This is a genomic window from Sinorhizobium sp. RAC02, assembly GCF_001713395.1.
Lineage (GTDB): Bacteria > Pseudomonadota > Alphaproteobacteria > Rhizobiales > Rhizobiaceae > Shinella.
On the sequence record NZ_CP016450.1, the window covers coordinates 4,114,840 to 4,137,422 of the forward strand.

At 61.4% G+C, this 22,583-nt stretch carries 29 protein-coding genes, 1 tRNA gene and 1 pseudogene; 16 read left to right on the forward strand and 15 right to left on the reverse strand.

All coding sequences use genetic code 11. The features are described from left to right. Positions 1 to 14: 14 nt before the first annotated feature. A complete protein-coding gene (locus BSY16_RS19640) occupies positions 15 to 2,354 on the forward strand; it encodes a hypothetical protein (RefSeq protein ID WP_069061239.1) in 2,340 nt (779 codons plus the stop codon). Positions 2,355 to 2,429: 75 nt separating this feature from the next. On the opposite strand, the gene rpoH is transcribed toward BSY16_RS19640, so the two are convergent. Both rpoH and BSY16_RS19650 read right to left on the reverse strand, forming a co-directional pair. Beyond that, positions 2,430 to 3,335: an RNA polymerase sigma factor RpoH gene (gene rpoH, locus BSY16_RS19645; RefSeq protein WP_069061240.1), complete on the reverse strand. Its 906-nt coding sequence runs from the start codon at positions 3,333 to 3,335 to the stop codon at positions 2,430 to 2,432. Between the two features lie 252 nt (positions 3,336 to 3,587). After that, positions 3,588 to 4,616 carry an RluA family pseudouridine synthase gene (locus BSY16_RS19650; protein WP_069061241.1) on the reverse strand — a complete coding sequence of 343 codons (1,029 nt, stop codon included), beginning with the start codon at positions 4,614 to 4,616 and terminating at the stop codon, positions 3,588 to 3,590. A gap of 36 nt (positions 4,617 to 4,652) precedes the next feature. Here BSY16_RS19650 and BSY16_RS19655 point away from each other — a divergent pair, with 36 nt between their 5' ends. Both BSY16_RS19655 and BSY16_RS19660 read left to right on the forward strand, forming a co-directional pair. Further along, the gene (locus BSY16_RS19655) at positions 4,653 to 5,039 is read left to right on the forward strand and encodes a hypothetical protein (protein ID WP_069061242.1); all 387 of its coding nucleotides are present in this window, start codon (positions 4,653 to 4,655) and stop codon (positions 5,037 to 5,039) included. 6 nt (positions 5,040 to 5,045) lie between these two features. Continuing rightward, on the forward strand, positions 5,046 to 5,876 hold the full coding sequence (locus tag BSY16_RS19660) for a TrmH family RNA methyltransferase (protein ID WP_069061243.1): 831 nt from the start codon (positions 5,046 to 5,048) through the stop codon (positions 5,874 to 5,876). 7 nt (positions 5,877 to 5,883) lie between these two features. Here the strand turns inward: BSY16_RS19660 and BSY16_RS19665 are convergent, their stop codons facing one another. Both BSY16_RS19665 and BSY16_RS19670 read right to left on the reverse strand, forming a co-directional pair. Continuing rightward, complete coding sequence (locus tag BSY16_RS19665; protein ID WP_069061244.1) at positions 5,884 to 7,032, reverse strand: coiled-coil domain-containing protein; 1,149 nt, start codon at positions 7,030 to 7,032, stop codon at positions 5,884 to 5,886. Positions 7,033 to 7,159: 127 nt separating this feature from the next. Further along, a complete protein-coding gene (locus BSY16_RS19670) occupies positions 7,160 to 7,741 on the reverse strand; it encodes a DUF1134 domain-containing protein (RefSeq protein ID WP_069061637.1) in 582 nt (193 codons plus the stop codon). A 217-nt stretch (positions 7,742 to 7,958) separates the two neighbouring features. On the opposite strand from BSY16_RS19670, the gene chpT reads away from it, so the two are divergent. Together chpT and BSY16_RS19680 are read left to right on the forward strand one after the other, a co-directional pair. Beyond that, positions 7,959 to 8,612 (forward strand): histidine phosphotransferase ChpT, encoded by a 654-nt coding sequence (chpT, locus tag BSY16_RS19675; protein ID WP_069061245.1) that lies wholly within the window; start codon positions 7,959 to 7,961, stop codon positions 8,610 to 8,612. Between the two features lie 119 nt (positions 8,613 to 8,731). Then, a complete protein-coding gene (locus BSY16_RS19680) occupies positions 8,732 to 9,094 on the forward strand; it encodes a response regulator (protein WP_069061246.1) in 363 nt (120 codons plus the stop codon). 151 nt (positions 9,095 to 9,245) lie between these two features. Here BSY16_RS19680 and ctrA read toward each other — a convergent pair whose 3' ends face one another. Next, positions 9,246 to 9,944: a response regulator transcription factor CtrA gene (gene ctrA / locus BSY16_RS19685; protein WP_037163974.1), complete on the reverse strand. Its 699-nt coding sequence runs from the start codon at positions 9,942 to 9,944 to the stop codon at positions 9,246 to 9,248. 529 nt (positions 9,945 to 10,473) lie between these two features. Between ctrA and BSY16_RS19690 the strand changes: the two genes are divergently transcribed. Next, a complete protein-coding gene (locus BSY16_RS19690; RefSeq protein WP_069061247.1) occupies positions 10,474 to 10,824 on the forward strand; it encodes a flagellar export protein FliJ in 351 nt (116 codons plus the stop codon). Between the two features lie 68 nt (positions 10,825 to 10,892). Here the strand turns inward: BSY16_RS19690 and BSY16_RS19695 are convergent, their stop codons facing one another. Then, positions 10,893 to 11,174 (reverse strand): GNAT family N-acetyltransferase, encoded by a 282-nt coding sequence (locus tag BSY16_RS19695; protein ID WP_069061248.1) that lies wholly within the window; start codon positions 11,172 to 11,174, stop codon positions 10,893 to 10,895. Between the two features lie 130 nt (positions 11,175 to 11,304). On the opposite strand from BSY16_RS19695, the gene BSY16_RS19700 reads away from it, so the two are divergent. Beyond that, a complete protein-coding gene (locus BSY16_RS19700; RefSeq protein WP_069061249.1) occupies positions 11,305 to 11,769 on the forward strand; it encodes a paraquat-inducible protein A in 465 nt (154 codons plus the stop codon). A gap of 49 nt (positions 11,770 to 11,818) precedes the next feature. Here BSY16_RS19700 and sciP read toward each other — a convergent pair whose 3' ends face one another. Continuing rightward, positions 11,819 to 12,094 carry a CtrA inhibitor SciP gene (gene sciP / locus BSY16_RS19705; RefSeq protein WP_007769470.1) on the reverse strand — a complete coding sequence of 92 codons (276 nt, stop codon included), beginning with the start codon at positions 12,092 to 12,094 and terminating at the stop codon, positions 11,819 to 11,821. 438 nt (positions 12,095 to 12,532) lie between these two features. Between sciP and BSY16_RS19710 the strand changes: the two genes are divergently transcribed. The 4 genes from BSY16_RS19710 to BSY16_RS32775 all read left to right on the forward strand — a co-directional run bounded on the left by BSY16_RS19710 (position 12,533) and on the right by BSY16_RS32775 (position 15,265). Beyond that, positions 12,533 to 13,282 (forward strand): helix-turn-helix transcriptional regulator, encoded by a 750-nt coding sequence (locus BSY16_RS19710; protein ID WP_069061250.1) that lies wholly within the window; start codon positions 12,533 to 12,535, stop codon positions 13,280 to 13,282. A gap of 218 nt (positions 13,283 to 13,500) precedes the next feature. After that, a complete protein-coding gene (gene mnmA, locus BSY16_RS19715; RefSeq protein WP_069061251.1) occupies positions 13,501 to 14,697 on the forward strand; it encodes a tRNA 2-thiouridine(34) synthase MnmA in 1,197 nt (398 codons plus the stop codon). A 133-nt stretch (positions 14,698 to 14,830) separates the two neighbouring features. Continuing rightward, positions 14,831 to 14,907: transfer RNA gene (locus tag BSY16_RS19720), tRNA-Met, on the forward strand. A gap of 109 nt (positions 14,908 to 15,016) precedes the next feature. Next, positions 15,017 to 15,265, forward strand: coding sequence for a hypothetical protein (locus BSY16_RS32775; protein ID WP_286157159.1), 249 nt, complete (start codon positions 15,017 to 15,019; stop codon positions 15,263 to 15,265). A gap of 147 nt (positions 15,266 to 15,412) precedes the next feature. On the opposite strand, the pseudogene BSY16_RS19725 reads toward BSY16_RS32775, so the two are convergent. From BSY16_RS19725 to BSY16_RS19760, 8 genes and pseudogenes are all read right to left on the reverse strand, one after another. Further along, a pseudogene (locus BSY16_RS19725) lies at positions 15,413 to 16,462 on the reverse strand (recombinase family protein); the annotation flags it as partial. 109 nt (positions 16,463 to 16,571) lie between these two features. Beyond that, on the reverse strand, positions 16,572 to 16,823 hold the full coding sequence (locus BSY16_RS19730) for a hypothetical protein (protein ID WP_069061252.1): 252 nt from the start codon (positions 16,821 to 16,823) through the stop codon (positions 16,572 to 16,574). Then, positions 16,823 to 17,182, reverse strand: a complete 360-nt coding sequence (locus BSY16_RS19735; protein WP_069061253.1) for a hypothetical protein — start codon at positions 17,180 to 17,182, stop codon at positions 16,823 to 16,825. Before BSY16_RS19735 ends, BSY16_RS19730 begins: the two co-directional genes overlap by 1 nt. Further along, positions 17,182 to 17,910: a hypothetical protein gene (locus tag BSY16_RS19740; RefSeq protein ID WP_069061254.1), complete on the reverse strand. Its 729-nt coding sequence runs from the start codon at positions 17,908 to 17,910 to the stop codon at positions 17,182 to 17,184. Before BSY16_RS19740 ends, BSY16_RS19735 begins: the two co-directional genes overlap by 1 nt. Before the next feature lie 89 nt (positions 17,911 to 17,999). After that, positions 18,000 to 18,746: an ORF6N domain-containing protein gene (locus tag BSY16_RS19745; protein WP_069061255.1), complete on the reverse strand. Its 747-nt coding sequence runs from the start codon at positions 18,744 to 18,746 to the stop codon at positions 18,000 to 18,002. Beyond that, positions 18,743 to 19,015: a hypothetical protein gene (locus tag BSY16_RS19750; RefSeq protein WP_069061256.1), complete on the reverse strand. Its 273-nt coding sequence runs from the start codon at positions 19,013 to 19,015 to the stop codon at positions 18,743 to 18,745. Before BSY16_RS19750 ends, BSY16_RS19745 begins: the two co-directional genes overlap by 4 nt. Continuing rightward, complete coding sequence (locus tag BSY16_RS19755) at positions 19,012 to 19,671, reverse strand: helix-turn-helix transcriptional regulator (RefSeq protein WP_083242954.1); 660 nt, start codon at positions 19,669 to 19,671, stop codon at positions 19,012 to 19,014. Before BSY16_RS19755 ends, BSY16_RS19750 begins: the two co-directional genes overlap by 4 nt. A 69-nt stretch (positions 19,672 to 19,740) precedes the next feature. Next, positions 19,741 to 20,538, reverse strand: coding sequence for a helix-turn-helix domain-containing protein (locus BSY16_RS19760; RefSeq protein ID WP_069061258.1), 798 nt, complete (start codon positions 20,536 to 20,538; stop codon positions 19,741 to 19,743). A gap of 30 nt (positions 20,539 to 20,568) precedes the next feature. Between BSY16_RS19760 and BSY16_RS31440 the strand changes: the two genes are divergently transcribed. Genes BSY16_RS31440 through BSY16_RS19780 form a run of 5 tightly spaced genes read left to right on the forward strand, consistent with a single transcriptional unit; the run spans position 20,569 to position 22,580 of the window. Continuing rightward, a complete protein-coding gene (locus tag BSY16_RS31440) occupies positions 20,569 to 20,820 on the forward strand; it encodes a transcriptional regulator (protein WP_083242955.1) in 252 nt (83 codons plus the stop codon). Beyond that, on the forward strand, positions 20,817 to 21,005 hold the full coding sequence (locus tag BSY16_RS19765; RefSeq protein WP_069061259.1) for a hypothetical protein: 189 nt from the start codon (positions 20,817 to 20,819) through the stop codon (positions 21,003 to 21,005). The genes BSY16_RS31440 and BSY16_RS19765 overlap by 4 nt, the downstream gene beginning before the upstream one ends. Continuing rightward, positions 21,002 to 21,862, forward strand: coding sequence for a hypothetical protein (locus tag BSY16_RS19770; protein WP_069061260.1), 861 nt, complete (start codon positions 21,002 to 21,004; stop codon positions 21,860 to 21,862). Before BSY16_RS19765 ends, BSY16_RS19770 begins: the two co-directional genes overlap by 4 nt. Beyond that, on the forward strand, positions 21,859 to 22,137 hold the full coding sequence (locus BSY16_RS19775; protein WP_069061261.1) for a DUF6074 family protein: 279 nt from the start codon (positions 21,859 to 21,861) through the stop codon (positions 22,135 to 22,137). Before BSY16_RS19770 ends, BSY16_RS19775 begins: the two co-directional genes overlap by 4 nt. Next, a complete protein-coding gene (locus BSY16_RS19780; protein ID WP_069061262.1) occupies positions 22,134 to 22,580 on the forward strand; it encodes a hypothetical protein in 447 nt (148 codons plus the stop codon). Before BSY16_RS19775 ends, BSY16_RS19780 begins: the two co-directional genes overlap by 4 nt. Positions 22,581 to 22,583 lie beyond the last annotated feature (3 nt).

A 22,583-nucleotide genomic window follows, 5' to 3' on the forward strand; every position in this document is an offset into this window, starting at 1 on the left:
GACGGAAAGTTCTGATGGCGGATTTTGTAGCAGTCATTCGAAGGGCCGTTGATGGCCTCTCGGACAACAATGCCGAGATGCGGCAGAAGGTTTACGAGAAGGCCCGCGGCGCCGTCCGCAGGCAGCTCGAATCCATGAACCCGCGCCCTTCTGATGACCTCGTGAAGCGTCAGCTTGACAAGCTCGAAGCGGCGATCGGCGACGTCGAGGGCGAGCACGCCGAGGCACTTCCCGTCGAAGAGCCCGCGCCCGAACCCGTCGAGGATCTCGCAACCGAGCCTGTCGAAGAGGCCGTGCAGCCGGAGCCGGTGGTCGAAGAGACCGCCGCCGCCGCTGAGCCGGAAGCCGAGGTTGCCGACGTCGAGCCAGAGGCGGCGCCTACCGAAGCTGAACGGGAGGCCGAGCCTGCCGAAGCCGAGCCGGAACAGCACGCCGAGCCTGTTGAGCAGCCCGTCGCCGAGCCGGTGGAATCCCAAGAGGATGCGCCGGCCGAGAGCGTCGTTGAAGACGAGCCCGTTGCCGAGGCGCCGGTTGAGGAAGCGCCAGCTGTCGAAGCCGATATCGAGCCCGAGCCACGCGAGCCTGTGGTTGAAGAGGCGGTAGCGGACGAGCCACAGCCGGTGGCTGCCGAGGCGCATGTCGAACCGTCCTGGCAGGTCGAGGCCGCCCCGGCGGATGACTATGTGCCGTCCTGGCAGGAGCCGGAGACCGCGACCGAAAACACGACGGGAGAGCCTCAGTCCGGTGCTGCCGTCGAGCCGGAAGCGCAGGTCTATCCGGTTCACGATGAACAGGTGCCGGATGCCGAGCCGGTCGCGGATGCCCGCATGCCGTCGGCAGAGGCGCAGTGGAACTGGAACGAGGCGACGCCCGTCGTTGAGACGGCGGACACTCCTGCGCAACCTGTCGATACCGCAACCGATCCGCTTGCCTGGGACTGGCCGGACGAGAAGGCCGTGCAGCCTGCGGACACGGCGGAGAAAGCCGCTCCGGCACGGGATTGGGGCGACCTCGACGAACTTCTTGGCCAGAATGGGCCGAAGGCCGGTGCGGCGGTTGCGGGAACTGCCGCCATGGCAGAGGCCGGGCTCGCCGATGCGGCTGTCTCCCCGACGCCTACGGTCGAAACGGCCCGCGCACCGCAGCGTTCGTTCCGGGCGGAGCCGCGCAAGTCGCGCATCAATTTTGCAGCCCTTGCGGCGCTGGTCGCGCTCATCGCCATCATTGGCGGCGCGGGTGCGGGGTATTGGTTCAACCGCGACATGGTGAACGGCTGGGTCAACGAGCGCATCGCGTCGTTCACGGCCCCGTCGACCGAGACGCCTGCGGAAACCACGCAGACCAACCAGACCGCAGAAGGCGGCCGCAACCTGCCGGCCGACACCACGCCGGCCGAAACGGCCCAGACCCCGACGGACGATGCCGCCGGCACGACGCCCACGACGACCGAGGTTGCTTCTACCTCGCAAAACAGCAGTGGCAAGTTCACGCAGCGCCTGTTGACCGACGGTTCCGAAGTCGACCAGGGCCCGGCGCCGGCCCTTGACGGCGCAACGCCGGAAGAAGGCAAGTCGGTCGCTGCCCAGTCGACGGAAACGGCAGATGCCGCTCAGGGCGGTGCATCTGCCACTGGCGGCGCTACGACCACGGGCGGCGCTGCTGCGACCACAGGCGATGCGGCCACCACCCCGACCGGGACGGACGGCACCACGCAGACCCCGGCCGGTACGGACACGGCGACGACGACGGACACCCAGACGCCGGCGACGACCGGCGAACAGCCCGCCGCCATCGGCGTTACGCAAAAGATGTTCCTTTATGAGGAACGCCTGGGCCAGACCGCGCCGACGGCGATCGAAGGCACGGTTGCCTGGTCGGTTGCCGAGGAATCGCCGGGTGGCGACGCCAAGGCAGAACCGGTGGTGCGCGCGCAGGTCAATGTGCCCTCCAAGGGCCTGACCGCGCTGATCACCTTCCGCCGCAATGGCGACCGCTCGTTGCCGGCAAGTCATCTGGTAGAGCTCGTCTTCTCGCTGCCGGAGAACTTTGAAGGTGGCGGCATCGAGAGCGTGCAGCGCGTGGCGATGAAGCGGACCGAGCAGGACCGCGGCGATGCGCTGATCGCGGTGCCGGCGAAGATCACCGACGACTTCCACATGATCGCGCTCAACGATTTCCCGGAAGCGATTGCCAAGAACACCGAGCTTCTGCGCACCCGCAACTGGATCGACATTCCGATCACCTACCGCAACGGTCGCCGCGCGCTGATGACGCTCGACAAGGGGGCCGCCGGTGCGGAAGCCTTCGACACGGTTATGAAGGCCTGGACGACCGCTGGCGCAGCCAACCCGTAAGGTTTGCCATCCATCAAAAGAAAAGGCCCGGCAGCGATGCCGGGCCTTTTTGTTTCTGTACTACGCGGGGCGCGATCAGGCGTCTTCGATCACGCGGACAGCGCGGGCCTGTTCGGCCGCATATTTCTGCACGGCCTCCTGCACCTTCTCGAAGGCGCGAACCTCGATCTGGCGCACACGCTCGCGGCTGATGTCGAACTCGGTGGAGAGTTCTTCCAGCGTTACCGGATCTTCGGCAAGGCGACGGGCCTCGAAGATGCGGCGTTCGCGGTCGTTCAGCACACCCATGGCACGGGCGAGCATCGCGCGGCGCGTGTCCAGTTCGTCCTGCTCGATCAGCGTCTGTTCCTGGCTGTCGTGATTGTCGACAAGCCAATCCTGCCACTGGCCGGATTCGCCTTCGCCGGTTTTGATCGGCGCGTTGAGCGAGGCGTCGCCGGTGAGGCGGCGGTTCATCGAGACGACTTCGTCTTCGGAAACCTTGAGCTTGGTCGCGATCTCCTTGACCTGGTCCGGACGAAGGTCGCCGTCGTCGATAGCCTGGATCTTGTTCTTCATGCGGCGCAGGTTGAAGAACAGGCGCTTCTGATTGGCAGTCGTGCCCATCTTCACCAGCGACCACGAGCGCAGGATATATTCCTGGATCGAGGCCTTGATCCACCACATGGCATAGGTCGCAAGGCGGAAGCCGCGCTCCGGGTCGAACTTCTTGACGGCCTGCATCAGGCCGACATTGCCCTCGGATACGACTTCGCCGATAGGCAGGCCGTAGCCGCGATAGCCCATGGCGATCTTGGCCACGAGGCGCAGATGGCTCGTGACGAGTTCGTGCGCGGCGGTGCGATCGCCGTGCTCCTGATAACGCTTGGCGAGCATGTATTCCTGCTGCGGCTCAAGCATTGGAAACTTGCGGATTTCATCGAGATAGCGGTTGAGACCACCTTCTCCGGCCGTAATCGACGGCAGCGTATTGCGGGCCATTCAGCACCCCTTTCTAAGACGGCTTCCATTCGGCAAGCCTTGGTACGGAGCCTGATCCTGAAAACCGGATCCCCGTCAGCAACCATGCTCCCCGTGGGACATGGCGACCCCACGATCATACAGATAGGTATGGCGAAACAATGGTTCAAGCCACCGCAGGCTTCACGGCTGCGTGAAGGCGGGAAGGGCGAATTGATTTTGCGACACATCGCTAAAATAAGGCCTGATGCCCGAAAATCAAGGGTTGGCGGCCTATTCGACTGCGCGAAGTGCCTCGATCAGCCGCTCCAGATCCTCCGGCGGCGGGGCCTCGAAATGCATGGTCTCGCCGGTTGCCGGATGTTCGAATTGCAGCAGGAAGGCGTGTAGCGCCTGCCGGTGGAAGCCGTTGACCACGTCCCGCGCCGCATCCGGCAGACGGTTCGCCTTGGTCTTGAACGCGGCGCCATATTCCGGGTCGCCGATCAGCGGATGGCCGATATGGGCCATGTGCACGCGGATCTGGTGCGTGCGGCCGGTTTCGAGGCGGCATTCGATGAGGGAGGCGAGGCTGGTGGCGTCGGGGGTCTCGGCATAACGCTCTATCACTTCGTAATGGGTGATCGCCTCGCGCGCGTCGTCAGTGTTTTCGCGCTTCACGGCGCGCTTCGTGCGGTCTGCTGCGCGGCCAAGCGGCGCGTCGACCGTGCCCTTCAACTTGCCTGGGCGCCCCCAGACGACGGCCTGGTAGGCGCGCTCCAGCGGGCCGGTGCGGCCATGGTCGGCGAACTGGTCGGAGAGGTGGCGATGTGCGATGTCGTTCTTGGCGACGACCATCACGCCGCTGGTCTCCTTGTCGAGGCGGTGCACGATGCCGGGGCGGCGCACGCCGCCGATGCCCGACAGGCTCTCGCCGCAATGATGGATGAGCGCGTTGACCAGCGTGCCGGTCCAGTTGCCCGCACCGGGATGCACGACGAGGCCGGCCGGCTTGCACAGCACGATCAGGTCGTCATCCTCATAGAGCACGTCGAGCGGGATATCCTCGCCCTTCGGCTCCGGATCGCGAGGCTCCGGCAGGGCGATCTCGACGGTGTCGCCAGGATGAATCTTGCGCTTCGGCTCGGCGATGGCGGCACCATTGACAAGAACGGCGCCTTCCTCGATCAGCGCCTTGATGCGGCTGCGTGAAAAATCGCCGGCAAGCGTGGCCGCCAGCCAGGCGTCGATCCGCCCTTCGGCGTCTTCCGGCACCGTCAGGACTTTTCTTGTGGCCTCGGCTTCTTTAAAGGGGTCGGTCATCGTTCACTTATACTCATTGCCGGAAGGGCGCCTGCCATGTCCAATATCGAAAACGACGATCAGGAAGACAAGCCGCTCGACCCGGTGATGGAAAATGTTCGTCGCAAGATGATGCGCCTGCAACTCGTCTCGGGCGGCATCATGCTTTTGATGTTCATGGCGGTGCTTGCGGCCATTGTCTATAAGATCAACACGCGCGATGGCAAGCCGCAAGCCGCAACTGCGTCCGGTACGCTCGTTCCGAGCGATGCACCCGTCAAGGTGACGGCGACGCTGCCGGACGGGTTTGCCGTTTCCGCCGTCTCGCAATCGGACGGGCAGATCCTGTTCTACGGCGTGACTGCCGCTGGCGCACGCAAGGCTCTCCTCTTCGACATCGCTGCCGGCCGCATCGTCGCCGAGATCGACGTCGCGGGCAACTGATCGGGCATGGCGGCGCAACCCGTCCGTATCGATGATCCAGCCGACCCGCGCATTGCGGGTTTTATATCGATCCGCGAACGCGACCTCACCGGTCGCGACGGCCTGTTCATCGCCGAGGGTACGGTGGTGCTGCGCATGCTCGGCGCGGCGCCGGCACGGGATAATGGTTTTGCCGCCGAGGCCTTCCTGCTTCTCGAAAACCGGCTGGCCGGCATTGCGGACGTACTGGCGACCTTTCCGCCGACCGTGCCGGTCTATGTGGCCTCGGCGGCAGTCTTCGATGCCGTCGCCGGTTTCAACATGCACCGTGGCGTGCTGGCGCTCGGCCGGAAGCCTGCGGCACAGAGGGGAGAGTCACTCCTCGAGCGCCTACCGGAAACGAGCCTCGTCCTTGCCGGCTGTGGCCTGTCCAACCATGACAATGTCGGGTCGATCTTCCGCAATGCCGCTGCCTTTGGCGCCGATGCGGTTTTTCTCGACGAGATGTCCTGCGATCCGCTCTACCGCAAGGCTATCCGCGTGTCTGTCGGCTCTGTGCTGACGGTGCCGTTTTCACGCGGCCTTGATGCGCAAAGCATGCTGCGCGGGCTGGCGGAGGCGGGCTTTGAAATCTGGGGGCTTTCGCCGCGTGGTGAGGTCGCCGTGGCGGAAATCCCCGCGGCCCGGCGCATTGCGCTTGTGCTCGGCACGGAAGGCGAGGGGCTTGCCGAAAGCATCCTTTCCTCCTTCCGCACGGCGCGCATTCCACAGCGGCCCGGGCTCGACAGCCTCAATGTCGCGACGGCGAGCGGGATCGCGCTGTATCAGATCGCTCTCGCTATGGGCCGTGTCGGATAGAGTGAACTCAGCTCTCGTCTTGCCCGATCTGCGCGCGGACGCGCTGGGCAAGGTTTTTTTCGTCGCCGTCAAGAGCAGGGTCGATCGAGGCGATGAGGTCGTGGACCGGTGAGCCAGCGCCCTCTCGAGCAGCGGTGAGCACGATCATCTTGCTGGCAAGATCGGCCATTTCTTCGCGCAATGCGGCATCGTTTTCGCCGGTCTTTGCGGCCATCAGCCGTTCGGAAAGCGCCGTGCCTTGATCGCGCACATGCTCTTCCAGCGCGACGATATCGATGGGCGGTGGTGTCACCTTGTCGGAGCGGCGCTGGGAGAGACGGCTTGTCACCGTGGCGCGGGCGGTCCCGACCGAACGGACGGACTTCGCCGCTTCCTTGTTTTCCACTGTCAATGTCTTCACCTTGTCGCGCAGGCGGTTGACCTCCGCGATGCGCCTCTCGATAGCATTGTCCTTGTCGGCACTTCCGGCGAGTTCCCGCGTCAGCCGGGTTTCCATCTGACGCACGCGGGCCTCCTCCTGGGCAAGCCGAACTTCCAGCGCTTTCGCATTCTGGCTCGTCGACTTCAAGTCCTCACGCAACTTGTCACGCTCGTCCTTGAGATTGCCGATCCGGCTCTTCAGGTTTTCCATCGCCGTATCGCGGGTGGCGAGGTCGATCTTCATGTCGTCGATATCGGCGCGCAGGTGTTCGATGCTGGAGTTCAGCTTGTCGACTTCGGCCGAGCGGCCCCTGGCCTCCCGGTCGGCGGTTGTGAGAGCGACCTTGAGCTGCTCGCTCTTCAGCTCCTCGCGCCGGAGGGCAGAGCGCATGTCGCCGGCCTCGATGTTCATGTCGGCGAGTTGGGCGTGCAGTTCGGCGTTTTCCGTGCCGATCGCGGCGGCCTGGGCGAGCAGCTTCTCGTTCCTCACCATTTCCAGCGTGTGTTTTTCCCGCTCGCGGCGCACGCTCTGGGAGAGCCGGGCATTTTCGGTCGCAAAGGCCGCGCGCGCCATATCCTTCTGGGCGCGCACTTCCTGCGGGCTCAGCGGCATGGTGGCCTTCATGCGGGCTTCGGTGAATTTGACGATGCGCTTCTGGATTGCCGGAGCAACGAGCAAACCGGTCAGTGTGGCGGCGAGAAAGCCGAGCGCGAAGAGAAGGGCGTACTCGATCACGGGTCACTCGTTCCAAAACGGGTCTCGGACGAGAACACTATAGCGGCTCGTCCGAACTTGCACAGGGGTTGTCTCTGCGAAATACACTCTCGGTTAACCTGACGGACGAGAGTGCCTTTTCATTCGCTCAGAAGGGGTTCCAGGTCGGCTGGCGCGTCAGCTTCAGGTAGCCGGCATTGATGCCGAGGCGCGCGCCGACGCCAGTGCGGATCGGCACGAGCACGACGTCGCGGTTGACGTTGACCTGCATGCCGACGCCGGCGACCAAATAGGCCGAGCCGGAAACGCCGCCGTACCGCTCATAGAGTGCGTTGACGTCGGGCAGGTTGTAGACGAGCATCATCGTGCGGCTGCCCTGGCCACCCCAGTCGAGGCCGAGCGACGGCCCCTGCCAGAACACCGAGTGCTGGCCGGCATTCTTGGTGTTCAGCGTGCCTTCGCCATAAGTGAGCCCCGCGACGAAAGCGCCGGAACCTTCCTGGCCAAGGATATAGCCGTTCGGCAGGCCGTAGGATTCGAAGGCGCGTTCCACCACCTTTGCCAGGCCGCCGGAGGTCGAGCCGAAGAATCCGTGACCGGCGTCGACGATTTCCTGCATGGAATATTGGTTGCTTCCCTGCTGCGCCTGAGCCGGCAAAGCGAGGAGTAGCGCCAAGAATGTTGCTGTTACGATCCTGAGCACCATCGTGACCAGATTTGAAATAGCCATGTCCCGTTCGCCTTCCTTCATGTATCGGCCCCGTTCATGTAGCAATTTGATCTGATCGTCTTAACAATCGGTTTACCAAATGTGGTGTCATTATGGCTGTCTTTCAATCGGGCACGCCTCGCGCAATTCTGACGTGCTATGCGTCGCGGAGACTGCCGCGAATGTGCCCTTGTCAAGCCGGCTGCGTTGAACAAACACGTGGACCTGGGAGAAATTTATGGCGAAAAATCTGAATCTTACGCTTGCCGGTCCCGATCTGGCAGCGCTTCTGTGCAGCCGCGTCTGCCACGATGTCATCTCGCCCGTCGGTGCGATCAACAATGGTCTCGAGCTGCTCGACGAGGGTGGCGCCGATTCCGAGGCGATGGACCTCATCCGCACCAGCGCGTTGAATGCTTCCGTCCGTCTGAAGTTCGCACGCCTGGCTTTTGGCGCATCCGGCTCCGTCGGCGCGTCGATCGATACGGGTGAGGCGGAGAAGGCCGCGCGCGACTTCGCGGCAGCCGAAAAGAAGACGGAAATCACCTGGTCGGGTCCGCGCGCCATCGTCGCGAAGAACCGGGTCAAGCTGTTGCTCAACCTGTTTCTCGTCGCCTACGGCGCCATTCCGCGCGGCGGCTCGATCGACGTCACGCTTGAAAACCCGGAATTCGATGCTGTCTTCAAGCTTACCGCAAAGGGCCGCATGCTGCGCGTGCCGCCCAAATTCGCGGAAATCCTCTCCGGCACACCGGAAGAGTCTGTCGATGCCCATTCGATTCAGCCGTATTACACGGTGCTGCTCGCCGATGAGGCTGGCATGGAGCTCGACGTGACGGCGAGCCCCGAGGAAATCGTCTTCTCGGCCCGGATGGCTCCAGCGGCGGAGTAAGGCAAGAGCGGCCAAGGTATCGTTAACCATGGCCGCTAACGTTTTGTTTGCCAGCCGTCGATAGAGTTGCAAGCTGTATCGTTCCCGCGCATCACGAGCGGGAGAGCTAGGAGCAGCGAATGCAGCGGTTGATGATCGCCGATGGTTCCGACGTCGTCCGGAAGGTCGGCAAGCGTATTCTCTCCGGCTTCAATTTCCTCGTGCTGGAAGCCTCGAGCTCGCTCGAAGCGCTGGTTCGCTGCGAGGCGGAGCTGCCCAACATTCTCATCGTCGATTCCACCATGGACGGCGCGCTGGAGCTGATCGGCAATATCCGCAACCTGCCGCAGGGCAAGTCGGTGCGCATCTACTACTGCGTGGTCGAGGCGGACCTGAAGAAGATGATGATGGGCAAGCGCGCCGGTGCGGACGATTTCCTGCTGAAGCCGTTCGACCGCAAGATCCTGACCCAGGTGTTCAGCAGTCTTTCGATCGCGGCCTGAACGCGCTCCCTATACGTAGCCACCCAACCGACGCGGCAGTTCGAAAGAACTGGCCGCGTTTTTGTTTGCCCTCTTGCCGCATTCCCGCAGGCAAAGAAAAACCCGCCTGCAGAGCGGCGGGTTTGAATTTCTTGAGCGGAGAGGGGGCCTATCAGGCGCTTTCGGCGAAGTCGCCTTCGGGTTCGCGCAGCACATAGCCGCGGCCCCAGACCGTCTCGATATAGTTTGCGCCGCCGGCGGCGTTTGCGAGCTTCTTGCGCAGCTTGCAGATGAAGACGTCGATGATCTTCAGTTCGGGCTCGTCCATGCCACCGTAGAGGTGGTTGAGGAACATTTCCTTGGTGAGCGTCGTGCCCTTGCGCAGCGAGAGCAGCTCGAGCATCTGGTATTCCTTGCCCGTCAGGTGCACGCGCTGGCCGCCGACTTCGACGGTCTTGGCGTCGAGGTTGACGATGAGCTCGCCCGTCGAGATGACCGACTGGGCATGGCCCTTGGAACGGCGCACGATGGCGTGGATGCGGGCAACGAGTTCGTCCTTGTGGAACGGCTTCGTCATATAGTCGTCGGCGCCGAAGCCGAGACCGCGCACCTTGTCCTCGATGCCGGCCATGCCGGAGAGGATGAGGATCGGCGTCTTGACCTTGGACAGGCGCAATGTCCGAAGAACCTCGTAACCCGACATGTCGGGGAGATTCAGATCGAGCAGGATGATGTCGTAATCATACAGCTTGCCCAGATCGACACCTTCCTCGCCGAGGTCGGTGGTGTACACATTAAAACTTTCGGACTTCAGCATCAATTCGATGCTCTGCGCTGTCGCGCTGTCGTCCTCAATAAGTAGAACCCGCATATCTGTCCCCTTTTCCGCCGCTCAAGGTACCTGGCCCCCTACGCGATACGGATCCAGTCGTTGCCTGATTTGGAGGCTGCCACGAAATGGTTAACAAATCCTGATTCACTTTGGCAAGGTGTATCGATCTGTTAATTATTTTAGGCAGCTCCCTGATTTCATGGATGAATCAGAAATGTGACTCTTAAACTGTCTCTTTAAGACACACATCTAACTGACTCTTTCGACTCATTAATGCGCCCCACCTCTTTTTTAGCGAACCGCATTTACTGAGCCTTAAATCATCGAACCTATGATTAACGATGCCCGTAAACGAAAGGTTACCAGCGGTAGGGTTTTATTAATATCGCTAGATTTTTTCGTGGGCTCGGCGTGTTTGGCCGGGTTTCGGGCGAAAATGTCGGCTTCCAGCGTGCGATGATCGTCGTGCTTCGGGTGCTGATTTGAAATGCCGGGTGACCGTTCGCCACATGTTTCGGTGGTCGATCGCCTTAATGCCGGGGTCTCGCTATCCACGGGAGTATTGCGTATGAAGTCGCGTGAGAGCCTAGTTCGCCTGAAGGAATTTCAGGTGAAAGACAAGAGACGGCAGCTGGCCCAGCTTCAGTTGATGATGTCCGAATTCGAACGGATGTCGAAGGAACTGGAAAGCCAGATCGCCATCGAAGAAAAGAAGTCCGGGATCACTGATTCCAACCACTTCGCCTATCCCACCTTTGCCAAGGCGGCGCGGCAGCGCTCCGACAATCTTCAGGTCTCCATCCGGGAACTGAAGGTGCAGCAGGATGCGGCGGAACTGGCACTGGAAGAGGCGGATGCGGAGTTCGCCAAGGCGTCTGCACTGGAAGAGCGTGACAACGCGGTTCGGATGCGCGCCTGACCTGACCCAACTCTGAAGAACCCTCGCGAGCGGCCGGAAGACCGCTCACGAGGGCTCTTCGTGTTGCGTCAGACATCGACGACGTCGTGCCATTCCTTGTGGCGCAATGCCTGGGCGCGGAAAAACGGGCAAAGCGGCATGATCTTCCAGCCGCCCTTGCGGGCCGCCTCCACGGCATAGGCCGCCAGCGCCTGGCCGACGCCCTTGCCGCGCAGGGCATCCGGCACGCCGGTGTGATCGACGATGACGAGCTTTGGCGAGGTGCGGGAATAGGTCATTTCCGCCTCGTGCCCCTCGACGACGGTATAGTAGCGGCCCTTCGAGCCGGTTTCAGCGCTGAGAATTTCCATGACGGCCTCGCTGTCGTTGCGTTGACGCTATCCTTTCCTGTCTCGTGCCGTGCTGCAAGGCAACAGGATGTGAACGCAGTGTGCTGCATCCTGATCGGGTGAATGATATGCAGGGCGCATCGAAACTGCGATGTGTGCCATGATCCTTGTCGTTCCCGCTTTCCTCGTTCTCTCCGCACTGTTTCTGGCCTTCGGCCTCGTCCTGCCGCTCGTGCGCTTTGAAAAGCTCTATTTCTTCGACGAAACGCCTTCGCTGATCGACATTGTCGTCTCGCTTTGGGAGCAGGGGAGTGGCGGGCTTGCGATACTCGTGGGGCTTTTCTCCATCGTTTTCCCGGTGATAAAGCTCTTCGGCATCGCATTGGAAGCGACTGCGCCGGCCCAGCCTGGCGGCCGGGCAAACTGGATCGCGCGGCTGCTGCCGATCCTCGGAAAATGGTCGATGATGGATGTGATGCTGGTGGCGCTGGTCATCGTTGCGGCGAAGACCAGCGGCATGGCTTCGGCTTTCACCCAGCCCGGCCTCTGGTTCTATGCGGCTTCGGCAATCATGACCGGCCTGTTGCAAATGCGGCTGCAGCCCGTCTCCAAATGAAACAGCAGCCGCACTGGGTACGGCTGCTGTGGTCTTGATCCGGAAAAGGCTAGTGGCGGTACTGCTGGATGCGTGTGGTGCGCAGGCCGGCAAGACCGTGATCGTTGATGGACGACTGCCAGGACAGGAATTCTTCGACCGTCAGCGTATAACGCTCGCAGGCTTCTTCGAGGCTCAAAAGCCCGCCGCGCACGGCGGCGACGACTTCTGCCTTCCGGCGAATCACCCATCGCCGCGTATTGGCCGGCGGCAGATCGGCAATCGTAAGAGGGCTGCCATCGGGGCCGATGACGTATTTAACGCGGGGTCGTATCAGTTCGGTCATTGGACTCTCTACATAAACTCAAGACCATATGGCGGGACTGTAGCCTGCCACATTTAAGATTTGCCTAAGCGCGCAGTAACAATTTTCTAATCATTTGAGCGGCTTCACCGGTATGACCACACTTGCGAAGCACCGGGTTCCCTTACGTTTGCCTGTATGCCCATGCCCGACGGCCGCATGGGAGCTATGCGAATATTTCATTTCTATTTTATTCAAACGCTGCTAATACGCCCCCAAATTTAGGGGGTCGCATCGGATCGATGCACGGAAGCTCCCAGGAAGCATCCAAATGAATTCCCTCCGCGCGCCGTCTCCCTCTGGGATATGGCCGCGAGCGGCGTTTTTCGTCGTCGCTGGCTTGAAGGGGTGCTCCTGAAATTTTCCGGACCGAGAATGCACACGAGCCCGGCGCGACGCGCCGGCTGTTGGAAGCGGAAAATGAGAGATCCAGACAACATGCTCCTGCAGCAGGGTTGGTCGCCCGAATTCTTGTCCACGGCCAACATCGATTCCGTGCAGACCGAGTATGAGGTGTTGCACCTCATGCGCCAGTGCGCCAGTCACTTCCGCTTCAGCCATTTCCTGGTGTCGCGTTTTCCGGCCAATGCGCAGCAGCGTTTTTCCGAACGCCTGCTCGTCAGCAACTGGCCGGCCGATCTCGTGCGCAAGTACGATGCGATGAACCTCTTCCATGTCAGCCGGCTGGCGGTCGAGACCGGCATGACGAAATTGCCTGTCCAGGGCGACAGTTCGCTTTTCGCGCCCTCGGATTGGGGGAACGTTCAGGTGGCCGAGGCGATCGCACTTTCCGAAAGCCACGGTCTTTCCGGCTCGACGGCCTTCCTGCTGCATTCCACGACGTCGGATCCCTATCTGATGGTGTTTTCCGGCGCGCGCGTGCCGCTTGCTCGTCCGGAGCTGGCGGAGCTGCATTTCGCCGCTCTCCAGCTGTTCGAATGCCTCGAGAAGACGTTCGTTGCGGCGACCGCGGGCCGTGAAAAACTGTCCAGCCGCGAGGTGGAGTGCCTGCGCTGGGCGGCGGCGGGCAAGAGCAGCGACGAGATCGCCATTATTCTCGGTATCTCGGTCTATACGGTGAGCAGCTACTTCAAGAGCGCGACCCGCAAACTTCAGGCCGTCAACCGCATGCAGGCGATCGCCATCGCGTTGCGTCTACGCCTCATCTGAGGTTGGTTTCTGGCAGGATGCTCTGTCGCTGACCGGGGGGCGTTCCTCTGCCCGGTCACAAAGACGAGGTTTCCGGCCTTCACTTGCTCTCGGAGCGGCAAGTTTCTATATGTCGCTCGAAGGATGCTCTGCCGATCGCGGAGCGCCGCAACGGCCGGCTTCGGCCCCAATGGAGAGGTGTCCTGCGGTAGGATACGCAGCACCGGAACGGACCTCGCGTGAACAGTCTCGATTTTGATCGCAAGCCGGAAGATACGCGCGTCGTCGTTGCCATGTCGGGCGGCGTCGACAGTTCGGTGGTGGCCGGGATACTGAAACGCGAGGGCTACGATGTTCTCGGCATAACCCTGCAACTCTATGATCATGGCGCTGCCGTGCACCGCGCCGGTTCCTGCTGCGCCGGCCAGGACATCGACGATGCGCGCCGCGTCTGCGAAACGCTCGGCATCCCGCATTACGTTCTCGACTACGAAAAGCGCTTTCGCGAAACGGTGATCAATCCTTTCGCCGAGAGCTACATCGCCGGCGAAACGCCGATCCCCTGTGTCGCCTGCAACCAGACCGTCAAGTTCGCCGACCTCCTGGCCACCGCCAAGGAGCTTGGCGCAGATGCGCTCGCCACCGGCCACTACATCCGCTCGCGCGCCAACCCGACGCCGGATGCGCCGCAGCACCGGTCGCTCTACCGCCCCGTCGATGCGGAACGCGACCAGAGCTACTTCCTCTTCGCGACCACCCAGGAGCAGATCGACTACCTGCGCTTTCCGCTCGGCCATCTCTCGAAGGCCGAAACCCGGGCGCTCGCCGAAGATATGGGCCTCGTCGTCGCCAAGAAGGCCGACAGCCAGGACATCTGTTTCGTGCCGCAGGGCAAATATACCGACATCGTCAACAAGCTGAAGCCGAATGCGGCGCTGGCCGGCGAGATCGTGCATATCGACGGCCGCGTGCTCGGCCGCCACGACGGCATTTTGCATTATACGATCGGCCAGCGTCGCGGCATCGGCATTGCGACCGGCGACCCGCTCTATGTCGTCTATCTCGACGCGCGCTCGCGCCGCGTCATCGTCGGCCCCAAGGAGGCGCTGGAAACACGCCGCCTCTATCTGCGTGACATCAACTGGCTCGGCGACGACGCCCTCGAGGCTGTGGTCGCCAATGGGTTCGATTGCTACGCCAAGGTGCGCTCCACCCGCCCACCGCGCCCCGCGCGCCTTGAGGCCAACGAGAGCGGCATCTATGTCGAGCTTGCGGAAGGCGAAGCGGGCGTCGCGCCCGGCCAGGCCTGCGCCCTCTATTCCGGCGAAGGCGAGGACGCCCGCATCTACGGCGGCGGTTTCATCCTGCGCTCGGAGCGGGAAGCGGCGGCCGAGGATGCCCTCAAGCGCATTCTGTCGACCCCGGTCGCGGCCTGAAACGCCTTGTCCGCCAAAGCCTTTGCGGACAAAGCAATTTTTCTCAGAACCTCGCTTGACACCCGCGGGAACAGCACCTTATAAGCCGGCCACCGGACGGAAACGGACATCGTTCTTGATCCTCCCTTCGGGCGGCGGAGTAGCTCAGTAGGTTAGAGCAGAGGAATCATAATCCTTGTGTCGGGGGTTCGAATCCCTCCTCCGCTACCATCTTTATCACCGACAGTTCCGAACTGATCAGGCTCGATAAATAGCCCTTGATGTTGATTTCGTAGGGCTGGCCATTTTCAGACTGGCCAACAACCACTGCAGCGACGAGGTGCCGGAACGGCGCAACAAGCTCGATCGGCGGTTCGCCTTCGTTCTCACCTACGATTTGCGCGAGGCTTTCAATATTTTCTCTGAACCGCCTGACGGCCTTTGGCTGGAGCTCGATTACGTTCGGAGGCTCTTCGACGGATTCGAGAATGGCCTTTTGCTGGTCTCTGCGTGCTCTCAGCGGGGCGAGCATCGCCGTTCCTTCATTCTCGTCGACCAGACCTTTCGCCATCATACGAATGATGCCTGAAATCTCTTCGTTGGCCTCCTCCAGCAGCCTTGTGGCATTGGCCCTATCGCGGATGGCCGTGCTGCGGAGACGCTTCTGCTCGTCCTGATATGCCGAGACATAGGCTTCGATGATGCTGGTGTCGGCAAACTGCGAGCGGAGTCGGCTTAAAACAAGCGCCTCGATCCTTTCGACATAGTAGCGGCGCCCATTCTGGCAAACGCCAGATTCGCGGTGTGTGCTGCACTGGATGCGCTTGCCAGATCTATCAGGGCCGACCATCGTCATGCCGCCGCCACACGCGCCGCAACGAAGCAGGCCAGACAGCAAGCGCTTCGATCTCGATGCTGTCCGACCTTGCGCTTTGGCGATGTTCTTACGCGCCCGCACAGTCTGAAAAAGAGTGTCGTCGATGATCCGCAGGTGCGGCGCATCGACCGTCTCGTAATCGGCCTCATCGTTGATCCGGGACACCCGGCGCCCGGTCGAGGGGTCTTTCACCATCCGAACCCGGTTCCACACGATCTTGCCGGTGAAAATCATGTTGCGAAGAATTCCGTTCTCGCGCTGCCCGTTCCCGTTGATCGTAGATGCGTTCCAGTGCCTCCCCCGTGGCGCCGGGATGCCTTCCGCGTTCAGCGTGCCGGCAATTGTCCGCGGCGATACGCCAGCGGCGTATAGGTCGAAGATGCGCCGGACAATCGCGGCCTCCTCTTCGATTATCTCTAGCTCCCCCGGCTTCCCTGCCACCGGCCTATATCCATAGGCCTTGCCGCCAGCGTTGCGGCCGGAGCGAACCACTCCCACCATCCCCCGCTTGACCTTCTTCGCCCCTTCCTCGCGCTGCATCTGCCCGACGAGGCCATACATACCGATCTGGACCGTCGACATTTCGCCACCGTTGACGCAGTTCATTTCGATCCCTCGAAACGTGAGCTGCTTGTGGACATGCGCAAGATCGGCGATGTCACGCGAAATTCTGTCCGGCGCTTCCGCCACCAGCACGTCGAATTCTCCGCGCTCTGCCGCCTGCATCATATCCGCCAAGCCAGGACGGCCGAACATCGACGCCCCGGACTTCGCGCGGTCGTAGAATTCGTTCACCACCTCAAACGAGTGTTTGGCGGCGTGCGCTTTACAAAGGCGGATTTGATCCTCGACCGACTTGTCGTTTTGCAGGTCAGTCGAGTATCGGGCGTAGATGACTGCGCGCTTCATTTTGTGCTCGTGGTCTTTTCCGGCGGAGTGGTGTTGTTCTGATTAGCCGGGGAGGGTGCTTGCGCGTCAAGGCGAGCCTGTCGCCTGGCAAGTGCCTTCACGAACTCGATCAACGGGTTTGTGTCGGGCATGGCGACTTCTCCCCGTTGTTCGACTTATCCACAGGGGCGGCCAGGAGGGTGTCGGTGACCTCCTGCGCCTGGTTGATTTCGTGCTCGGCTTGCTCGGCCAGAAGGTCGAACGCACACATATCGCGGGATCTCGGGAGAGCCTTGGCGGCGAGGCGGATGGCGTGCAGGTAGCTGCGGGCGGCGCCGAAAGCGTCGTCGAGCTTGGCTGCGGGGTCTTTGGTCATCGACATCACACAGCCTCCTTCACGAAGACGGAATTGACGAACTGGTGCACGGTGTCGCCGCGGAATTCCTCGCACCATGCCTCATACTGCAGGATGACGGCGAGGCGGCGCCTGCCGTCGGCGTCGTCGGATGCCGGACGCTTGCAAAGCTCTGAAACTACCGAGATTCGCTCGGCGGACAGGAATTCCTGCAACGCATCGATGTAGGTTGACGCCGTCGTGTCGCCGCCGTTGATCTGGTGCAGATACTGGTGCGCCATGTTGGCGGTCTCCTCGATGTTATCGAGGACGCGGTAGATCTGGCAGAGCGATCGAATGTCGTGGTCTTCCGCGGTCAAGCGCGGGCAGTTGATCGGGCGCGTCATCACACGGCCTCCGCCGCTTCGACGAGGCCAGCGACCTCGGCAATAAAGGCGTGCTGCTTTTCCCGTGCGTAGACATCACCGTATCGGGCGACGATGTACCGAGCCTTGGCGGCAACTTCCTCCAGCGTCTTGCATGGAAACCGGATGATGCGGTCCTCCAGAGCCCAAACCACATTCCAGCGCGCCTCGGTTACCTCTTGTGCGGCGAGGTGGCCGGAAACCTGTTCCCAAGTCCTGTAGGCCGCGTCGCGCTCGGCGTAGAGGCTTTGCACCCGCTGGCGCTGGTCTTCGCCCTCCTGAAGCTGCTGAGCAAGCGCCGCTTGATGGTTCTGAGGCAGCACCCCGCCTTCGCATACTTCTGCCAACCACTCAAACTGACGGCGCCTGCCAGCGGCGTAATGGTCGAACAAATCGTCAATTTGTTTGACGGTATTCAGCGATTTCGTGCCGAATGCCCGGAACATGTACGGGACTTCCTGTCCCGCTACAGCGGGATAATCGGGGCGGTCGCCACGAGCGTAAATGTCATACTCCGCCTCGTCGGCGGCGGTCGCCAGATCACGCGCTTTATCGATTTCGCGGATAAGGCGGAAGATTTCTGACTGATCGTTGGCCGCTTCCATTGCTACCGCCGGAGCCGCGAGGGCGACTGCAGCACCAGCCAGGAATGCGCGGCGGTTCATTCTTGAGGGCATAGCTTCGCCCCCGGCCGGGATCGGTCCGTTCATGATCTTCTCCAATTTTCCTGTTTGGTGGTGCCGGCTAGAGCCGATCTGTCATTTCGGGGTTTGCATCAGCGTGATGCAAAGTCAGGCGGTTACTCAGGATGGGGGATTTCGACGCCGTAGACCTCGCGCCAGACTTCGGCGTGATAGGCCTTCACGGTGCCGTAGTTCGCGTCGGCGACATTTTCGGAAAGTACGCCCAAGGCCTCGGCCGCTTTCTTGAGCGGGCGCCACGGGAAGACCCTGCCGTAATGGTCCTCCATCCGCTTGACGGTGGCGCAGCTAAGCGAGCGGTCGAGTTCGATTTCCAGCTTCTTGATCTTCTTCACCGCTTGGCTAGCGGCGTTCATCGCCGTGGCCTCACGACGCGAGCCGATTTGCGCCTTGGTGCGCTCGGCGATCTGGCGGGCCTCTCGCTCGTCTGCCCATGCGCGGGCAGCGATTACAGGGTCCGAAAAATTCGGAAGCGAGGCTGTCCCGCGACCGTTCGCAAAATAGGACTCCTCAAGTTCGCCATAGACCTCCCACGCCATATCCGTGTCGAGGATCTTCGCATGGCGCGATGCGCCGCGGTCGGTCCAGAGCAGGAGGCTTTTGGCCTGCTTCCCAACAGACCCTCTAAAAGAGATGCTGTCCTTGAGAGCGCGAAGCTCCTCGCCCTCGACCTTGAAGAAGTGCTTACCCTCGTCAAAGCGAGATGCGTTCCGGTCAAAATTGTTGATGACCTGTGTTTCCGTGGCGCCGAATACCTTCGCCAGCCTTTCAGTCGTCAGGACGCGAACGCCATTGAAGGCGGTGATGGCAAGCTCGGTGCCGTGGATGTTGACGGTGGCGTTCATCGTGCCGCCTCCACCTGATCCAGCCCGGCCATCCGGCAGAGTTCGGCGACCTTCTGCCCGGCTTCGGTCAGGCGCACGTCTTTGTAGAAGGCGGTTTCCTGTCCTTCCAACGGCTCGACAAGCCCGCGCTGCGCAAGCCCTGGAACCCCGTAGTGCCCGGTGTTGAGAGCCTTACCCTGCGCTGCGGCCAGCAGAGAGATCACCATGCGTTTTGAGAGGTCAATCCGAAACGCCGAACCGGTGACGTAGGCTGCGAACGTGCTGTTCATTTGGAGCGGCCCTCCATCGCCTTGAGCATGTCACGGGCGTTGTCGAGCGCGGCGCGAGCTGCAAGAGCCACAGCCGAAACCCCGTGCCCGACGTCGCCGCCGATGCCGTCGCCGGTCTTATCCAGCGCGGTCATCAGGTCGTAGGCGGTGTCGATCTCGTCGCGCAGGCCGGCGAGCTTGGGGACGGTGCCCACCGTAGGCTCGGGGGAGATGGTGCCGAAAGGCACTTGAACGCCCAGAAGCCAAGCAGCTGAGACATCGAAGGCAACTGCGTATGTCGACGCTGCCGCGACGTCGAAGTCTCGCGTTCCGTTTTCGTGGTGAATGTAGGTCGGGATGGCAACGCCTATGGCGCGCGCTGCCTCCGATGCGGTCTCGAATATCTCTTCGCGGGCTGCGCGGAGGCGATCTGCAGGCTTCGGGGCGCTCTCGACGATGTTCAGGAGACCGGCGAGATGCTGCGGCGCCAACCGGGTGCCAAGCATTTCGTCGAGCTTGATCATGTTGATGGGATCGGGGTGGGTAACATCACGCTCCCACTGGCTCACGGCTTGAACCGTGACATCAAGGGCCTTCGCGATGTGATGTTGCTTAAGGCCCTTGGCTTGGCGGGCGTCTCGGATGGCGTCTCCGAGAGAAGTGAGATGCGCGTTCATGTTCGCTCCATCGATTTGATGGAGAACTCATAACCTACTCATCTATTACTCGTCAACATATAATTAACGTCAGCGCACTCGCGAAATCTTTGCGACAATCACTTCTGCTCTTGGCCACTCGTCTTTCTGGAACGTGTGAGTTTCACCGTCGCTGTTGGCGACCGTCCAGCTAGATTCGTCCTCTTGGATCAGTGATCGGATCACCGCGTAGTACTCGTCACCTTCCGTCCTCGTAATGACGACTTCAGAGAGCGGGACGGGGGGTAGGTTGGGATTTACTACGACGATATCGCCGGGGCGGATGATGGGATTGATCTGATAATCCCTGGAGATGATCGCATACGCGTCCTTGACGTTTTGCACTGGAAACATGCGCGGGATCGTATCCGCAAATTGGGTGGTTCTGATGAGTCCCCCCTCCGATCCGTGCACTGGGGCCATCCCATACACCGGGATGTGAGTGCCTTCAGCAACGTCGAGCGACATGGTTTTCTCTCGAATGTAGGCCTTGAACGGCGCGTCGACAGCAGCCTGCTCCTCAGGGGTTCTGTCTGCCAAGGGCCTCCCCAGGTCATATCTCGCAATACCTAGAACCTTCTGGATTTCCGGAAGGGCCTTTGAGCTTCCAGTTACTCCTCGCTCAATTCGGTCGACAGTCTGTTGCGATGTGCCTGCCGCTTCGGCCAGTTGCGCCTGAGACCAGCCCCGCTCTTCGCGTGCAAGCTTCACTTCATCGCCGCGAGCCTTCGCCAAGCGGCTCAGCAGATCCTGTTTCCTTGTGTTCATCTCGTGACCCTCGTTTGTTTCCATGTGGGTGATTACTCGAAGGATGTAAAACACGTAACGAGTTAAATATGCGTTGATCATGGATAGAAATATGGGTAGGCTCTACTCGCCATGAAACGCAAAACCAACTCACATCAGATCACGCGGCTCCTTGAAGCCGCCATCACGATTGCCGGCTCCGAAGCAAAGCTCGGGGCGTTGGCTGGGTATTCTCAGAATGCCATCTGGTACGCGAAGCGAAACGGTCGCGTATCTGCCGAACTTGCATCTGCAATTGATCGCGCAACGAATGGCGCGATTTCGAAGTCACAGCTCCGGCCGGATATGTTCCCGCCAGTGCACGCCCCGCCGGTGTCCGCATGACGCCGCGTCTCAACCTCCCCGCTGACGAGATAACCCGGGCCGCGCAATGGCTCGCCGACGTCAGCAACTGGCCCGACCATCCGGCCGATCTCCTCGTCCACCGCTTCGACCTGAAGTCCTGGCAGGCCCGCAAGGCTGTCGAGAAGGCGAAGCGGATGCAGTTGCTGCGGAGGGTGCACGGATGACCGACGCCCACGACTGGAAGACGACATTTCAATCCGCGATGTACGAGTGCCCCGAGCTGCGCCAGAAGAAGGTTCACCGCGATCTGCTCGGCTTCATCCTGTTCAAGGCCAACCGCAAGTCAAAGTCCTGCTGGGTCAGCCAGAAGGAGATGGCGCGGGTGCAGGGCTGCTCGATTCGCAACATCAAGGAACTGCTTCGTGACCTGCAGGGCATAGGCGTGTTGATGCAGGTCCGGTTCTCGGCACTGCCGTTGAAGGACCAGAAGGCGATCAACAGCATCTCTCCGCGGGAAATGAGCAAGAATTCGAACGTCTATTTCCTGAGCGTCGGCTGGGCAAAGGATGTGCTCGACGAGGGCCGTGTAGAGACCCCGCGTAGGGGTGAAATCAGGATTTCCGAGGATGATCGGAATCGCGGTCGAAAAACGTCCAACAGCCGACGCCAGCGATATGCTCCGATTGTCCTATCGGAAGTCCCGCGTTCCCAGACCGTTGATGACCACGACGAGTGGCTATTCCTCAACGCGGTCGGCGAAAAAGGGGGAACTGCCAGTACCCCTATTCAAACGGCAAAAGGGGGAACTCCCACTACCGGTATATCTATAGAAGAATACCAAGCCGAAAACGCTGCGCCAAACATGGGGCAGGACGGCTCAACCATTCCCCTTTATTCCAGAGCAAAAAGTGGGACGACCTATCGTTCCTCGCTGACCTTCCAACACGCCAAACCTGATCAGCATGGTTACGGCGGTGGCGAAGCCATCGCTCCGGTTCCAAGGACGAAGTCTTTGGCCCGCCCGGAGGGCACTGAGCAAGACGCTGCGCGCGCGCCTGCGCCTGAAAGGAGAGCATCATGATCGATTGCCAGGTTATTCCATTCCCGCTTGCGGCGCGGGTAGGCAAAATCCGCAGATGTGCCGAGGTTCTTCAGTCTTCACCGAACCAGCCGGTGCGCGATGCGTACTGGCGGAAAACGGTGGCGCACTTGCGGGAAAAGCTCGAGGCGCTCGGTTTGCCCGATGAGGCTGTCCGCCACGAGATCCGCCAGTTCCGCTCGGCGGTTCAGCAGGAGTACCTGCGGCGCGACTACATCGTCTACGGCGCGGGCAATGCCCCGGACGGTGCGGCATGACAGAATTTGTCACCCTCAAGCCGGGGCAGTGGGTCTTGGCGTTCCATCAGCCCTATTTCTATCCGGGCTCCGACATGGCCGAGTGGCTGGAGCGGTTTACCTCAGACGGCGGCGGCTGGCTCGGGCACAAGGCCAGTGAAACCTTCGCCGTGCACAAAGTCGAGAAGGTCATGCCGAAGACCTACGTCGCCCAGGCATGGTGGCGCAGCGCGTCTAAGGACGAGGTCTGCCGCTATCCGCGAGGGACCGTTATCCAGGCATTCGCCACTCAGGCAGAGGCGATCGCGCTGAGGGACCGCTTCCACGCGATCGGCGTCAAAGCAACCGGTGACATCGAGAAGGAGGCCACGCGCCTCATTCAATCGTATGCGGCCAAGCGCGAGGCCAAGGCGCTGAAGGAAGTTCACGCCTGCCTGCCTCACATCTTCGGGAGCGCAAGATGAACG

Excerpts from the sequence above, each read along its gene's own strand:
- BSY16_RS19660 (WP_069061243.1), top strand. The coding sequence starts at position 5,046 with ATGGCGGCGCAACCCGTCCGTATCGATGATCCAGCCGACCCGCGCATT.
- BSY16_RS19735 (WP_069061253.1), bottom strand. The coding sequence starts at position 17,182 with ATGACGCGCCCGATCAACTGCCCGCGCTTGACCGCGGAAGACCACGAC.
- BSY16_RS19740 (WP_069061254.1), bottom strand. The coding sequence starts at position 17,910 with ATGAACGGACCGATCCCGGCCGGGGGCGAAGCTATGCCCTCAAGAATG.
- BSY16_RS19680 (WP_069061246.1), top strand. The coding sequence starts at position 8,732 with ATGCAGCGGTTGATGATCGCCGATGGTTCCGACGTCGTCCGGAAGGTC.
- rpoH (WP_069061240.1), bottom strand. The coding sequence starts at position 3,335 with ATGGCCCGCAATACGCTGCCGTCGATTACGGCCGGAGAAGGTGGTCTC.
- BSY16_RS19755 (WP_083242954.1), bottom strand. The coding sequence starts at position 19,671 with ATGAACGCGCATCTCACTTCTCTCGGAGACGCCATCCGAGACGCCCGC.
- BSY16_RS19730 (WP_069061252.1), bottom strand. The coding sequence starts at position 16,823 with ATGTCGATGACCAAAGACCCCGCAGCCAAGCTCGACGACGCTTTCGGC.
- ctrA (WP_037163974.1), bottom strand. The coding sequence starts at position 9,944 with ATGCGGGTTCTACTTATTGAGGACGACAGCGCGACAGCGCAGAGCATC.
- BSY16_RS19670 (WP_069061637.1), bottom strand. The coding sequence starts at position 7,741 with ATGGCTATTTCAAATCTGGTCACGATGGTGCTCAGGATCGTAACAGCA.
- BSY16_RS19700 (WP_069061249.1), top strand. The coding sequence starts at position 11,305 with ATGTGTGCCATGATCCTTGTCGTTCCCGCTTTCCTCGTTCTCTCCGCA.
- BSY16_RS19770 (WP_069061260.1), top strand. The coding sequence starts at position 21,002 with ATGACCGACGCCCACGACTGGAAGACGACATTTCAATCCGCGATGTAC.
- BSY16_RS19695 (WP_069061248.1), bottom strand. The coding sequence starts at position 11,174 with ATGGAAATTCTCAGCGCTGAAACCGGCTCGAAGGGCCGCTACTATACC.
- BSY16_RS31440 (WP_083242955.1), top strand. The coding sequence starts at position 20,569 with ATGAAACGCAAAACCAACTCACATCAGATCACGCGGCTCCTTGAAGCC.
- sciP (WP_007769470.1), bottom strand. The coding sequence starts at position 12,094 with ATGACCGAACTGATACGACCCCGCGTTAAATACGTCATCGGCCCCGAT.
- BSY16_RS19780 (WP_069061262.1), top strand. The coding sequence starts at position 22,134 with ATGACAGAATTTGTCACCCTCAAGCCGGGGCAGTGGGTCTTGGCGTTC.
- BSY16_RS19655 (WP_069061242.1), top strand. The coding sequence starts at position 4,653 with ATGTCCAATATCGAAAACGACGATCAGGAAGACAAGCCGCTCGACCCG.
- BSY16_RS19775 (WP_069061261.1), top strand. The coding sequence starts at position 21,859 with ATGATCGATTGCCAGGTTATTCCATTCCCGCTTGCGGCGCGGGTAGGC.
- BSY16_RS19690 (WP_069061247.1), top strand. The coding sequence starts at position 10,474 with ATGAAGTCGCGTGAGAGCCTAGTTCGCCTGAAGGAATTTCAGGTGAAA.
- BSY16_RS19765 (WP_069061259.1), top strand. The coding sequence starts at position 20,817 with ATGACGCCGCGTCTCAACCTCCCCGCTGACGAGATAACCCGGGCCGCG.
- BSY16_RS19750 (WP_069061256.1), bottom strand. The coding sequence starts at position 19,015 with ATGAACAGCACGTTCGCAGCCTACGTCACCGGTTCGGCGTTTCGGATT.
- BSY16_RS19650 (WP_069061241.1), bottom strand. The coding sequence starts at position 4,616 with ATGACCGACCCCTTTAAAGAAGCCGAGGCCACAAGAAAAGTCCTGACG.
- chpT (WP_069061245.1), top strand. The coding sequence starts at position 7,959 with ATGGCGAAAAATCTGAATCTTACGCTTGCCGGTCCCGATCTGGCAGCG.
- BSY16_RS19745 (WP_069061255.1), bottom strand. The coding sequence starts at position 18,746 with ATGAACGCCACCGTCAACATCCACGGCACCGAGCTTGCCATCACCGCC.
- BSY16_RS19710 (WP_069061250.1), top strand. The coding sequence starts at position 12,533 with ATGAGAGATCCAGACAACATGCTCCTGCAGCAGGGTTGGTCGCCCGAA.
- BSY16_RS19760 (WP_069061258.1), bottom strand. The coding sequence starts at position 20,538 with ATGATCAACGCATATTTAACTCGTTACGTGTTTTACATCCTTCGAGTA.
- BSY16_RS19640 (WP_069061239.1), top strand. The coding sequence starts at position 15 with ATGGCGGATTTTGTAGCAGTCATTCGAAGGGCCGTTGATGGCCTCTCG.